Here is a 13,120-nt window from a genome sequence, read left to right as displayed (position 1 = left end):
TATCCTTATACGTCAATTCAAAAGCACTTTTCGTCAATTAATGTTACGTTTTTTAAAACATAATCTTTAATTTCACGGGGAATAATTTTTACCCCTCGAATGAAAAACAATACTCTTATCCACCTTGGTCTCGCATTGCTTAGAATTGTACCATCTGCATTTATGCTGACCCATGGTTATCCAAAACTTATGAAACTTATCAATGGCAACACGGAATTCGCTGATCCTTTTGGGATTGGACAAGCTCCCTCATTGTTTTTAGCCGTTGTTGGTGAATTTATCTGCCCCCTATTAATGATTATTGGGTTTAAAACCCGTTGGGCCGCAATACCTGCAGCCATTACTATGTTTGTAGCCGCATTTATGATCCACGGTGCTGATCCGTTCGGAAGAAAAGAGTTGCCATTGCTTTATCTTGCCTTTTTTGTGATCATCATGCTATTGGGTCCGGGCAAGTACAGTGTGGATAAAAAATAATCTTTAGATTATTTCGGATAGTAGTTCTTTCAGCAAATCGGCCTGTCCCATATTGCTGGCACCTACTCCTTTCCCCTTTAGATCTAAATTCCTTAAGCTGGAAATAATGCCGCTCACTCTTTTCATCGGGTAATTTTTTGCGGCCACTACATACTCGTTTACAAAATAAGGATTAACGCCAAGTACCTTGGCCACATTTCCTGGAGAATGGTCCTTGAGTCCATGATATTGCAAAAGTTGGGTGAAAAAGGTGTTCAGTAGCGTAACCGTAACCACAAAGGGATTGTCCTTTGGGTTCTGTGCGAAATAATCAATGATTCGTGATGCCTTTTTAACATCACGCTCCCCAATCGCTTTTTTCAGCTCAAAATTATTGAAGTCTTTGCTTATCCCAATATGTTCCTCTATCAGCTCGGGAGTAATTTCCTTGGTAGGTGGCACAATCAAAGTCAATTTATCAAGTTCGTTGCTGATTTTGCTCAAATCAGTTCCAAGATACTCCACCAGCATTACACAGGCTTTGGGGGAAATCTTGTACTTTTTACTCGCCAAGGTCCTTCGAATCCAATCCGCCACTTGATTATCGTAGAGTTTTTTGCTTTCGAACAGCTCGCCACTTTTGTTAATGGCCTTGTACAGTTTTTTACGCTTATCCAACTTCTTGTATTTGTAGCAAAGCACCAAAATCGTGGTCGGCTGTGGGTTCTCAGCGTAAGAAACAAGGTTTTCGATAGTTCTTGACAAATGTTGGGCTTCCTTTACAATTACCACTTGGTACTGGGCCATCATAGGAAATCGCTTGGCGTTCGCAACTATGTCATCCACAGAGGTGTCCTTACCGTACAATACCATTTGATTAAAGCCTTTCTCATCTTCCGTGAGTACATTTTCGGCAATATATTGAGAAATCCTATCAATATAATAGGGCTCATCCCCCATTAAAAAATATATAGGTTTTGGATTTCCATTGTTGATTTCCGATACAATCTCCTTTACTTTGTCCATTCAAATTATATCACCAGTTTTGTAGAATGCAAGATTTGAATTTTCCACCCTATTCGTTTCGAATCAAAAATAGCCAAAATAGGCAGTACATTTTTGATGGGCTACGTAAAAAATTTGTAGTCCTCCAACCGGAAGAATGGGTTCGCCAGCACGTGCTCAGATATTTGGTCTTTACCAAAAATTATCCGAAGAGCTTGATCAACGTTGAAAAACAGTTGACGGTCAACAACCTAAAGAAACGATACGATGTCGTGGTATTTAACCCTGATGGCTCCATACTTCTTTTAATCGAATGCAAGGGGCCGGATGTGAAAATCACTCAGGATACTTTTGACCAAATAGCCCGCTACAATTATGAGCTAAAGGCTGAATACTTAATGGTGACCAACGGCCTAGATCATTATTATTGTAAAATGGACCATGAGAATGAAAAGTATACCTTTTTGAAGGATATTCCTGAATTTAGCCGTTAATTTGCCTCCGTTTTGAAAATCGCCGTCGTCATACTCAACTGGAATGGAGAAGCCTTGCTCGAAAGGTTCCTGCCTTCTGTTATGAAGCATTCGGATGGAGCCGATATATATGTAGTGGACAATGCCAGCACCGACGGATCGGTTGATTTTCTAAAACAGCACTACCCTACCATTGGAATAGTTCAAAATAGCTCTAATGGTGGTTTTGCCAAGGGATATAACGATGGCCTTAAACATATTGAAGCTGACGTATTCTGCTTATTGAATTCTGACGTGGAAGTAACTCCCAACTGGCTGGAGCCTATCAAAGATGCCTTTAAGTCGATTCTCGAAGCATCCATTATTCAACCAAAAATTTTGGACCTAATCCAAAAAGACCACTTTGAATATGCTGGTGCAGCAGGTGGATTTATTGATATGTTCGGATATCCTTTTTGTAGGGGGCGTATTTTTCAGACCATAGAAAAAGACGAAGGCCAATACAACGATATCAAAGAAGTATTCTGGGCCACGGGCGCCTGTATGTTTATCAAAAGTGAAGTGTTCCATCAACTGGAAGGTTTTGACGAGGATTACTTTGCCCATCAAGAAGAGATAGATCTATGTTGGCGCGCAAAAAATGCAGGACACAAAGTATATTATGTGGGACACAGCAGCGTGTATCATTTGGGCGGGAGCACCCTTTCCAATATGAACCCGAAGAAAACATTTCTCAACTTTAGGAACTCGTTGTACTCCATTACAAAAAATCTTCCCAGAAAAAAAGCAATCCCTTTGGTATTTGCCCGATTGGTCTTGGACGCCTTGGCCGCCTTGCGCTTTGTATTCCAATTAAAATTCGACCATTGTTTCGCCATTTTGCGGGCCCATCTTAGCTTTTATGCTAACTTTATAAAAATGTACAAAAAACGCGAAAAAGCTAATTTTATATTAAAATACCATATTACGACATCCATAGTATGGTCCTACTTCGTACATCAAGTAGAGAATTTTAACATTTTAGTAAAAGATTAACGAAGCCGAAATATAGGTACTTTGCTTTTTATCTAATTTTGGTATAGTTTTTTTAACATTTGATATATCTAACAATCCTTAAATTATAATCTGAACTATGAAAAAAGTTTTTCTAGGAACATTGGCAATGACGATTCTATTATCCTCTTGCGTATCGCAAAAGAAATATGCCGAATTGGAGGCCAAGCACAAAGAAACGCAAGACCTATTAAATTCCGCAACCGTTAAATTGAACGATTGTTTGGAAGATAAAGCAACCGCTGACTCTAGGTTGAAAACTCTCGAAGACCAAAATGCATTCCTTAAAGCGAACAACCAAGAACTCATCAACAATATGGGCAACTTGACTACGCTTACAACAAAAGGTGCTGAAAACCTTGAAAAGTCTTTGGAAAGCCTTAAAGAAAAAGACCTTACCATTAGAAAACTGCAAGATGCCGTTACACGTAGAGATTCTGTTAACCTTTCTTTGGTACAGAGCTTAAAAGGTGTATTGGGTAACTTGGACGATGAAGACATCGAAATCAGTGTTGAAAAAGGTGTTGTATTCGTTTCCATCTCTGATAAATTGTTGTTTAGAAGCGGAAGCTACAACGTGACCAACGCTGCTAAAGAAGTACTTGGTAAAGTTGCCAAGGTAGTAAACAACAAGCCTGATTTTGAATTTATGGTAGAAGGTCATACAGATAACGTACCTTACAGAAGTGGTGTACTACTTGACAACTGGGATTTGAGTGCCAAAAGAGCAACATCCGTTGTTAGAATACTTCAAGATGATTTTGGTGTAGACCCTGCAAGAATGACTGCCGCCGGACGTAGCTACTACGTGCCACTAGTAGGTAACGATACTTCTGCAAACAGAGCCAAAAACAGAAGAACAAGAATTGTTGTACTTCCAAAAATTGATCAGTTCTATAGCATGATCGAAGAAGGAATGAAGGATCCAGCAATCGGTGGTTCTGGTAAATAAGAAATAAGCTTAAGCTTTAAAAGAAAAGCGGCCAAAAATTGGCCGCTTTTTTTATTAATATATCTCAAGGCTGCCCTTGCCTTCCCGAATCACTTCCGGTTCGTCTCCTGAAAGGTCTATTACCGTAGAGGCAACGTTATCACCGTATCCGCCGTCAATCACGACATCCACAAGATTCTGCCATTTCTCAAAAATAAGTTCAGGGTCCGTGGTATATTCCAAAATATCATCATCATCACGTATAGACGTAGAAACAATGGGGTGACCCAATCCAGTTACCAAGGCGCGTGCAATCGAATTATCGGGCACACGGATACCTACCGTTTTCTTTTTCTTAAAGTCCTTTGGTAAATTATTGTTTCCCGGTAGAATAAAAGTATAAGGCCCTGGCAAGGTTCTTTTTAGAATCTTGAACGTAGGGCTATCTATTTGGCGAACATAGTCCGAAAGATTGCTCAAATCCGCACAAATAAACGACCAATTGGCCTTTTCAAGCTTTATTCCCTTAATCCGGGCAATTCGCTGCAATGCCTTGGTATTGGTGATATCGCAACCAAGTCCGTAAACCGTATCCGTAGGGTAGATCACAAGGCCGCCCTTTCGGAGCACGTCCACAACTTGCTGCACCTGCTTAGGGTTCGGGTTTTCTTCATAAAGCTTAATAAACTCTGCCATTTTTTATTTAGATAAGTAGAATGAAGCCAAAGAGCCAAGTACAAAGATACGCTTATAATTCAGCAGAGCGTTTAAGCCGCCCATATTAACAATGAGCTTAAATCGAAATATTTTAGTAAAATATTGATGCTTTATCTCCCAGCTCGGTATAACCCAATATCATCAAGAATCACTACCCCAATAGAATCCTTATCAAAAACCATATGGATACTTTTAATCTTGTCCAGCTTTAAGCTATCGTTCTGTTTTAAGAAAGATGACATGGGCAAATAGCAGCTTTTTAATTGGTCCTCAGCGTTTTTTCCTATCATGTTTTTGTCCAGAAAATCAAACTTGGTAAACTTGGTTTTGATTACTCCCGGTAAAACATTGTAGTCCGAAATGGCAACCGAGGCCGTATTGCCCGTACTATCTTTAAGCATTACACTAAAATTGAAACCAAACTTTGGTAGATTGTCCTTTTTGTCCCCATCTTTTAGTTCCAGTTCTGAAATATCACCCATAGCCATAGATAAAGCGAGGGTATCTGCAATACTGAAATTTTTCAATGTATCTGGCAGCATAATACTATAAACGGGAATAGAATCCTTCTGCACATTTTTACCATGGTGCCAGCCCAAGACCAAAGCGTTGTTTTGCTGGCTCCCGCCGTCTCTGGACATCAGCTCGGTTTCACGCCAAACTTTGAAGTTATTGGCAGCAAGTAAAATGCTGTCCGTAGCATTGGTCAAATCTATATCCCCTTCAAAATTGACCAGCACATTCTTATGTATGTCGCTATATTGACTTCTATAGGTTTCTTTGGGCAACCAATCATGCACCAAATCAACATTTTTGAACATGGGTCGGTAACTTTCATCGTCTTTAAATATGCTCTCGGCAAATGCACTGACATAAACCTTTGCCACTTGCCTTTGCTCCTCTCCTGTGACCAGTGGTTCAAGATTGAGCAACCATTTCATAGGAGCGCCAAAATCCGAACGTCCCCAAGATGAATTAAATTGACCATGATTGGCATGGTTCATATACAATCCGGTTTTAAAGCCATCAAAATCATCGGAAAATTGCAGTCTGTGATATGGGCGCATTCCCCAAAAACTTGTTTCATCAGCGTCTGATGCACCTTGAATGCTCAAATAGTTGATGTCCTTTAAACTAATCTCACGATTGTACCTATAATCTGTGGGTGCTACGGTAATAATACCTTTAATCCCAAAATCAAAGTCGAACTTCTCATTGCCATTATCGGGAAACCTCTCTAATTTATTAAAAGCTGCCGCTATGGATACCGCTTCGCCTCCTCTGGAATGCCCCATTAAGATTACATTGTCCAAATCTGCCTTTCCTGATAATTCGGAACTCTCATCGTCGTTCCAATTTCGCCATTGTTCCAGATGTTTCAGCAACAACCAACCACGCGTTGGCATTTCCTTGCCCATAAAATCACCGAACCAATGCCCGTTGATGAAGTTTTCGTCAACCGAGACCCCTATTATACCACGACTGGCCAAAAGCTCACCGAGATAGGCATAACCGCCATCGGAATAATCGAGCATACTGTGGTTGCCATGTACCATCATAACCATTGGGAAAGGACCTTCACCTTTGGGCATATACACACGGGCATTCAACGGGAAGCTGTCCACGCCAAACCCCCAATATTTTTCGCGCCATTTTTTCTTTTTGCCCTTCCATTCCGGAAGTAACAAAGTTGCGTTTACAGTTGGTGTCTTGAATCTGACACCTTCAGCATATTCTGGTCTTTTCTCATCGGTTCCACTACCGTAGGTAAAGACTTCAATTTCAAAATCGCCATTTTTTGATGGGTCAGCAACGCCAAGTTCGCTCAATGTTGTTTCGGGCATTCGTTCTTCAGATGATGACTCTTCCAAATACGGGTCGCCATCCAAAGTATTGAATCCATAAAGCCCCAATGCAATCAGAACAATCCCAATAAGAATAAGTGCGCTGCCCTTTCCTGTATTTTTATTTTTTATGATTTGCCAGATGCCCATAACAAGAAGAACCAAGCAGATAAATCCAAACAAAGCGAGACTGTAGAACAAAATGGATGGCCATCTAAAGGCATACATCCTCATAATATAAAGGGCCAAAAAGCCTCCTAAGATTGTTGTTGCAATCGGCACTGGAATCTTCTTGGCCAATGGAAAGAGCCAAGTCAGCAATAATTTTAAAACTAGAATCAGTACGATGCCTATCAATACTCCGGCCACCATGGTAACCCAAGCGGGATATCCAATAGCGTAGTGATAACCGGCCACTCCGAAAAGGGTGACAACAAGAATGGCAACTGCTAAAAATACAGGTCTAAGAAATAGATTCTTCATAGGGGGAGGTTGGTTGGTTTGGTCTTAAAATTCAGAATAATAGCTCTGAATTTAAGCATTTTTGTCCATAGCAACCTACTCCAGAAAATTAATTAGAAAATCCCCAAACCAGTAAAGGTTAAATTGTCAGAAAGTGAAAATTTGCATTAGGCATTGTCCAAAACCTCAAGCTTGGCAAAGCGCAGCAATAATTTTTTGATTCCACCCTGATCAAAATGTATTTCCGCTTTTCTATCGTTACCGGCACCTTCAATATTAAGGATTTTTCCCCTTCCAAAACGCGTATGGTTCACACGGGCACCTGTTACCAGACCTGGGTCCAAATCCATTGGTTGTGTAGGAGAAGATATTTCGGGCTTTAGTTTGCGGAGCTTACGCAATTGGTTTTCATTTGGACCCTGAACACTGGGAGGTGTTCCGTTCGATGGCTTTACCTGACGCAGCTTGCTCTTGTCCACCTCGCCGAAAATATTCTTATCGATTGTTGATTTGTATCGGTAACCATCATTGACCGGCGTTAGGTTCTCTACATACTTTTCTTCAATTTCTTCCAAAAAACGACTTGGTTCGGCGTCAATCAATTTTCCCCAACGATAGCGGTTTTGTGTATAGGTAAGAAATGCCTGTTTTTCTGCCCGGGTGAGTGCCACGTAGAACAGTCGTCTCTCTTCTTCCAGCTCGCTCCTAGTGTTCATACTCATGGCGGATGGAAACAAATCTTCCTCCATCCCCACGATATAGACGTAGGGGAATTCCAAACCTTTGGCCAGGTGAATGGTCATGAGTGCCACTCTGTCATCATCCTCGATATCCTTGTCCATGTCCGTTGCCAATGCTACATCTTCCAAAAACTCGGTAAGACTCCCCGTGGCATCTGCAACTTCTTTTTGGCCCTCCACAAAATCCTTGATACCGTTCAAAAGCTCCTCGATATTCTCCATTTTGGCAATCCCTTCGGGGGTACCATCTTTTTTGAACTCTAATAAAAGACCTGTCTTCTTTGCTACATGCTCTGCCAGCACAAAGGCATCGGAGCCTTCGTTCATAATCTGGAAGCTCTTGATCATGGTGACAAAATCCGCCAGTTTACGTTTGGTACCGGCATTGATGTTCATATTGAGCTTGTCCAAATGTTCCATGACCTCATAAATGGAACGCCCGTAATGATTGGCTGCAACCACAAGTTTATCAATCGTGGTCTGCCCTATCCCACGAGTAGGAAAGTTTATGACCCGTTTTAGCGCTTCCTCATCTTTGGGGTTGATGACCAATCGCAAATAGGCAAGTACATCCTTGATTTCCTTGCGCTGGTAGAAAGATAATCCACCATAAATACGATATGGGATATCCCGCTTGCGCAGTGCGTCCTCAATGGCGCGGGATTGTGAATTGGTACGATACAGCACGGCGAACTCACCGTTCTGCATTTGATTTTGCATCTTGCTCTCAAAAATGGAGCCAGCCACATACCTACCCTCCTCGGCATCGGTAACACTTCGATGGATTTTTATGAGCCCCCCATCGTCATTGGAAGTCCACACATTTTTTTCCAGCTGATTTTTATTGTTTGCAATGATGGAGTTTGCTGCGTTTACAATATTCTTGGTGGAACGGTAATTTTGCTCTAACCGATACACGGCCACATTGTCGTAATCCCGTTGAAAGTTGAGTATATTACTAATGTTTGCGCCACGGAAGGAATAAATACTCTGTGCATCGTCCCCCACCACACAAATATTTTGGTAACGGTCCGATAACGCCTTTACAATTAAATATTGTGAGTGGTTGGTATCCTGGTACTCATCCACCAAAATATATCGGAAACGATCTTGGTATTTCATCAGCACCTCAGGAAATCGGGTCAGTAGCTCATTAGTCCGCAGCAACAAATCATCAAAATCCATGGCACCCGCCTTAAAGCATCTATCTACATAGTTCTGATAGATTTCACCCAACCTTGGGCGCTTGGCCATCGCATCCGCCTCCATCAATTCAGGATTTTGAAAGTATGCTTTCACCGTAATCAAGCTGTTCTTGTAGGAAGATATCCGGTTCTGGACCTGTTTGTACTTGTAAATATCCTTGTCCAGCCCCATTTCTTTGATAATGGCAGCAATCAAACGTTGTGAATCTTGGGTATCGTAAATAGTGAAGTTGCTCGGATAGCCCAGTTTGTCACCATCAAAACGGAGCAATTTGGCAAAAACGGAGTGGAAGGTTCCCATCCAAAGGTTTTTCGCCTCGGAATTGCCAACAATGGTAGCAATACGCTTCTTCATCTCACGGGCGGCCTTATTGGTAAAGGTCAACGCCAAAATATTAAAGGAATCCACTCCTTGCTCCATTAAATGTGCGATTCGGTACGTAAGCACTCGGGTCTTTCCAGAGCCTGCACCGGCAATCACCATTAGAGGTCCATCCTTATGCAGCACGGGGGCGCGCTGCGCATCATTCAATTCATCTATAAAATTACTCAAGGGCCAGAAGCTTTTAAAAGTAGCCGTGAAATTAGCCAATATTGAGCTCTTGCTAAAATCAAGCTTTCAATTTTTATAAACATCGTTTTCGGATTTGGACCTATTTTTAAATATATTTAACGTCTCAACTCAAATAGCTGATGAATTTTCAACGTTTACCTCAATTCCTTTTACTTTTCCTTGTGTTTTCTGGATTTTCTCAAACTACCAAGTCGGGCCCCGTGATAGAAGGCTACGGTGCGGTATGGGAAATCAACGACCCCGACTTTGAGACGGACACATCCCAAGAATTTAAAGTGGTTTTTGATGTTAAGGATGGCCCTGAGTCTGATACAGAACTTAACAGGAACATTAATACCGTTGCACGTTTTTTGAATATGCACGCCCAAAGTGGCATACCAACCGCTCAATTAAAGGCAGCATTGATAGTGCATGGCACCGCAGCAAGAAATTTACTGTCCGATGATGCATATAAAGCCAGGTATAACGTAGAAAATCCAAATCGAGAACTCGTTGAAAAACTGTTAGCCGCAGGTGTGGAAATAATCATGTGCGGACAGTCGTCCAAAACAAGGGACCTACCAAAAGAAGATTTGATTCCTGGGGTAAAAATCGCGCTCTCCGCCATGACAGCCAATATTCAATTGCAAAACCAAGGTTACCGCCCGATTAGACTATAAACTAACTCAACACAATTATATTATGAAGAACATTTTAGCACTTGCACTTTGCACCGCAAGTTTATCCATGTATGCCCAAGATCATGGGCTGGAAAAGGACATCGCTGCCGTTGAATCCAAAGTGATTGAATGGCGTCGCGACATGCACCAACATCCTGAACTGAGCAACCGAGAGTTCAAAACTGCGGAGAAAATCGCTGCCCACCTAAAATCCCTTGGCATAGAGGTACAAACAGGTGTTGCCCATACTGGCGTTGTAGGTCTCTTAAAAGGGGACCATCCGGGAAAAGTGGTCGCACTGAGAGCAGATATTGATGCATTACCGGTGACAGAAAGAAACGACTTACCATTTAAATCAGAAGTAAAATCCGAGTATTTGGGCGAAGAGGTCGGAGTGATGCATGCCTGTGGACACGACACGCACATTGCAATCATGATGGGAACAGCCGAAGTCTTGGCCAAGAACAAGGACAAAATCCATGGTACCGTAAAATTCATATTCCAACCTGCCGAAGAAGGTGCACCTCCAGGTGAAGAAGGTGGCGCAGAACTTATGGTCAAAGAGGGTGTTCTTGACAATCCAAAAGTGGATGCGATTTACGGACTTCACATTGGCTCCTACTTACCTGTTGGGCACATTGCCTATAAGCCAGGCGGAGCAATGGCCGCAGCACAACGCTTTGTTGTTAAGATCAAGGGAAAACAATCCCACGGTTCACAGCCTTGGGGCGGTATCGACCCCATTTTTGTGGCATCCAAAATTGTAGATGGGTACCAGTCCATCATCAGCCGGGAATTGGAATTGACCAAGGAAGCTGCCGTTATCACGGTCGGAAAAATCAGTGGCGGAGTACGTAACAATATCATTCCGGAAAGTGCCGAACTTATCGGAACTATCCGTACGTTGGATTATGACATGCAAAAACAAGTTAACGATAGGATGATAGAAATGGCTGAAACCATTGCCAAGGCCTACCGTGCCGATGCAACCGTGGAAATCGCCAAAGGAGTTCCAATCACCTACAACGACCCCGATTTGACAGCTACATCGTTACCCAGTCTTCAAGAAGTGGCAGGAGCGGAAAATGTACATTTGATCAAGGCCATAACGGGAGCTGAGGATTTTTCGTTCTACCAAGAAAATATACCCGGTTTCTTTTATGTTTTGGGAGGAAAAGACCCCAATGCAGGTCCTGATGAGCACTTTCCCCATCACACTCCCGATTTTAAAATTGACGATAGCGGATTACAGCTTGGTGTAAAAGCCATGACGGAAATCGCTTTGGATTACTTGGATAGAAGCAAATAATCAATATTAACAAATACATACTTTTAAGCCCCAATGTCCTCCAATATTTGGAATTTGGATGTTGGGGCTTGATATTTGTAGCTACTATATCAAATTGAATAAATGGAAGGATTCCTCGATTTTTTAGGCGACGTCCCTTGGTGGACTTGGGTTTTGATTTTTCTGGCGATAGTGGCCATTCGCGATATCTTTTTTCAAAAGGCCCATACCATCAGCCACAACTATCCGGTGGTGGGGCACCTAAGGTACTGGCTGGAAAGTATAGGACCTGAAATGCGGCAATATTTTGTTGCCAACAATCGGGAAGAACTTCCTTTTAATAGAATAGAGCGAAGCTGGATATATGCATCGGCCAAAAAAGAAAATAATTACGAAGGGTTTGGTACCGACAGGGACATTTACAAGCACCAACATCTTTTTATAAAAAATGCAATGATAGGGTTCCAGGTCCCAGAAAAGCATCCAAATATTGAACATCCATATTTTATACCGTGCGCAAAGGTAATGGGTGCCTATAATAAACGAAGGAAACCATACCGCCCGGCATCCATCATCAATGTATCCGCAATGAGTTTTGGCTCGCTTTCCGCGGCTGCCATCGAATCATTGAACAAGGGAGTTGAAAAGTGCGGCGCCTACCACAATACAGGCGAAGGGGGCCTTTCACCCTATCATAAGCAGGGAGGCGATGTGATTTTTCATTTTGGAACCGGATATTTTGGAGTACGTTCAAGAGATGGAGGGTTTTCAATGGACAAGTTAAAAGTCCTTGTTGATGAAAATCCATGTATCAAAGCTATTGAGATCAAGCTTTCCCAAGGAGCCAAACCTGGTAAGGGAGGAGTACTTCCCGGTTCTAAAATCACCCATGAGCTTGCTGAAATCCGTGGTGTGGAAGTTGGAAAAGATGTCATCTCCCCTCCTACCCACAAAGCATTTTCCACAATTCCAGAGCTTATGGAGTTTATTGAATCCATAGCTGAGGAAACAGGACTCCCCGTCGGAATTAAGGGTGCCATAGGTAAAATTGACCAATGGCAAGAACTTGCCGATTTGATGAAGAAAACGGGCAAAGGCCCAGATTTTATAACCATTGATGGCGGTGAAGGAGGCACAGGAGCAGCGCCTCCAAGTTTTGCCGACCATGTTTCCTTGCCATGGACCTATGGGTTCTCTTCGGTCTACAAGATATTTCTAGACCATGGTCTTACGGATAGAATTGTTTTTATTGGAAGTGGAAAATTAGGTTTTCCCGGGAAGGCCGCCATGGCATTTGCTATGGGCGCGGACTGCATCAACGTGGCCCGGGAAGCCATGATGAGCATTGGATGTATTCAGGCACAGGTTTGCCACACCAATAGATGTCCCGCAGGTGTTGCTACGCAGAACAAATGGAGACAGAGCGGAATCAACGTGCCGTTAAAATCGGATAGGTTGGCCCAATACTTCAATACTTTCAAAAAGGAATTCTTGGAAATCACCCATGCAGCGGGGTATGAACATCCCTGCCAATTTCATATGGAGGATATACAAGTGAATGTGGATGATGATTATCTTAGCAGCGATATTAGAAGGGTGTACAAGTACCAAAAAGAGAAAGTGCCCTTCACCTCTATGCAGGAGCTCTATAATTGTGAGCATCTTGGAGGCAAGAAAACAACTTAATTAAAAACATTATAACTTAGACCCAAA

General features: G+C 42.2%; 11 protein-coding genes. 7 read left to right on the top strand and 4 right to left on the bottom strand.

The window, feature by feature from the left end:
- Positions 1-99: 99 nt before the first annotated feature.
- A complete protein-coding gene (locus J0656_RS16630; RefSeq protein WP_207035943.1) occupies positions 100-477 on the top strand; it encodes a DoxX family protein in 378 nt (125 codons plus the stop codon).
- Between the two features lie 3 nt (positions 478-480).
- Here J0656_RS16630 and holA read toward each other — a convergent pair whose 3' ends face one another.
- Positions 481-1,482, bottom strand: coding sequence for a DNA polymerase III subunit delta (gene holA / locus J0656_RS16625; protein WP_207035941.1), 1,002 nt, complete (start codon positions 1,480-1,482; stop codon positions 481-483).
- 26 nt (positions 1,483-1,508) lie between these two features.
- Between holA and J0656_RS16620 the strand changes: the two genes are divergently transcribed.
- The 3 genes from J0656_RS16620 (at position 1,509) to J0656_RS16610 (ending at position 3,939) form a co-directional block, all read left to right on the top strand.
- Positions 1,509-1,955 carry a type I restriction enzyme HsdR N-terminal domain-containing protein gene (locus tag J0656_RS16620; protein ID WP_207035939.1) on the top strand — a complete coding sequence of 149 codons (447 nt, stop codon included), beginning with the start codon at positions 1,509-1,511 and terminating at the stop codon, positions 1,953-1,955.
- Positions 1,956-1,967: 12 nt separating this feature from the next.
- Positions 1,968-2,969, top strand: a complete 1,002-nt coding sequence (locus J0656_RS16615; protein ID WP_207035937.1) for a glycosyltransferase family 2 protein — start codon at positions 1,968-1,970, stop codon at positions 2,967-2,969.
- Positions 2,970-3,066: 97 nt separating this feature from the next.
- Positions 3,067-3,939 (top strand): OmpA family protein, encoded by an 873-nt coding sequence (locus J0656_RS16610; protein WP_108247019.1) that lies wholly within the window; start codon positions 3,067-3,069, stop codon positions 3,937-3,939.
- 54 nt (positions 3,940-3,993) lie between these two features.
- Here J0656_RS16610 and J0656_RS16605 read toward each other — a convergent pair whose 3' ends face one another.
- From J0656_RS16605 to J0656_RS16595, 3 genes are all read right to left on the bottom strand, one after another.
- Positions 3,994-4,614 carry an L-threonylcarbamoyladenylate synthase gene (locus J0656_RS16605; RefSeq protein ID WP_207035935.1) on the bottom strand — a complete coding sequence of 207 codons (621 nt, stop codon included), beginning with the start codon at positions 4,612-4,614 and terminating at the stop codon, positions 3,994-3,996.
- Between the two features lie 131 nt (positions 4,615-4,745).
- Positions 4,746-6,962 carry an alpha/beta hydrolase gene (locus tag J0656_RS16600; protein ID WP_207035933.1) on the bottom strand — a complete coding sequence of 739 codons (2,217 nt, stop codon included), beginning with the start codon at positions 6,960-6,962 and terminating at the stop codon, positions 4,746-4,748.
- Between the two features lie 146 nt (positions 6,963-7,108).
- A complete protein-coding gene (locus J0656_RS16595; protein ID WP_207035931.1) occupies positions 7,109-9,439 on the bottom strand; it encodes an ATP-dependent helicase in 2,331 nt (776 codons plus the stop codon).
- A 221-nt stretch (positions 9,440-9,660) separates the two neighbouring features.
- Here J0656_RS16595 and J0656_RS16590 point away from each other — a divergent pair, with 221 nt between their 5' ends.
- The 3 genes from J0656_RS16590 (at position 9,661) to J0656_RS16580 (ending at position 13,093) form a co-directional block, all read left to right on the top strand.
- A complete protein-coding gene (locus J0656_RS16590) occupies positions 9,661-10,119 on the top strand; it encodes a DsrE family protein (protein WP_225604534.1) in 459 nt (152 codons plus the stop codon).
- Positions 10,120-10,141: 22 nt separating this feature from the next.
- On the top strand, positions 10,142-11,428 hold the full coding sequence (locus tag J0656_RS16585; protein ID WP_207035927.1) for an amidohydrolase: 1,287 nt from the start codon (positions 10,142-10,144) through the stop codon (positions 11,426-11,428).
- A 102-nt stretch (positions 11,429-11,530) separates the two neighbouring features.
- On the top strand, positions 11,531-13,093 hold the full coding sequence (locus J0656_RS16580; protein ID WP_207035925.1) for an FMN-binding glutamate synthase family protein: 1,563 nt from the start codon (positions 11,531-11,533) through the stop codon (positions 13,091-13,093).
- Positions 13,094-13,120: the final 27 nt, after the last annotated feature.

It is taken from the genome of Flagellimonas aurea, from assembly GCF_017313785.1.
Lineage (GTDB): Bacteria > Bacteroidota > Bacteroidia > Flavobacteriales > Flavobacteriaceae > Flagellimonas > Flagellimonas aurea.
This window is presented reverse-complemented; position numbering and strand designations above follow the sequence as displayed.

Excerpts from the sequence above, each read along its gene's own strand:
- J0656_RS16630 (WP_207035943.1), top strand. The coding sequence starts at position 100 with ATGAAAAACAATACTCTTATCCACCTTGGTCTCGCATTGCTTAGAATT.
- J0656_RS16610 (WP_108247019.1), top strand. The coding sequence starts at position 3,067 with ATGAAAAAAGTTTTTCTAGGAACATTGGCAATGACGATTCTATTATCC.
- J0656_RS16585 (WP_207035927.1), top strand. The coding sequence starts at position 10,142 with ATGAAGAACATTTTAGCACTTGCACTTTGCACCGCAAGTTTATCCATG.
- J0656_RS16605 (WP_207035935.1), bottom strand. The coding sequence starts at position 4,614 with ATGGCAGAGTTTATTAAGCTTTATGAAGAAAACCCGAACCCTAAGCAG.
- J0656_RS16620 (WP_207035939.1), top strand. The coding sequence starts at position 1,509 with ATGCAAGATTTGAATTTTCCACCCTATTCGTTTCGAATCAAAAATAGC.
- J0656_RS16580 (WP_207035925.1), top strand. The coding sequence starts at position 11,531 with ATGGAAGGATTCCTCGATTTTTTAGGCGACGTCCCTTGGTGGACTTGG.
- holA (WP_207035941.1), bottom strand. The coding sequence starts at position 1,482 with ATGGACAAAGTAAAGGAGATTGTATCGGAAATCAACAATGGAAATCCA.
- J0656_RS16600 (WP_207035933.1), bottom strand. The coding sequence starts at position 6,962 with ATGAAGAATCTATTTCTTAGACCTGTATTTTTAGCAGTTGCCATTCTT.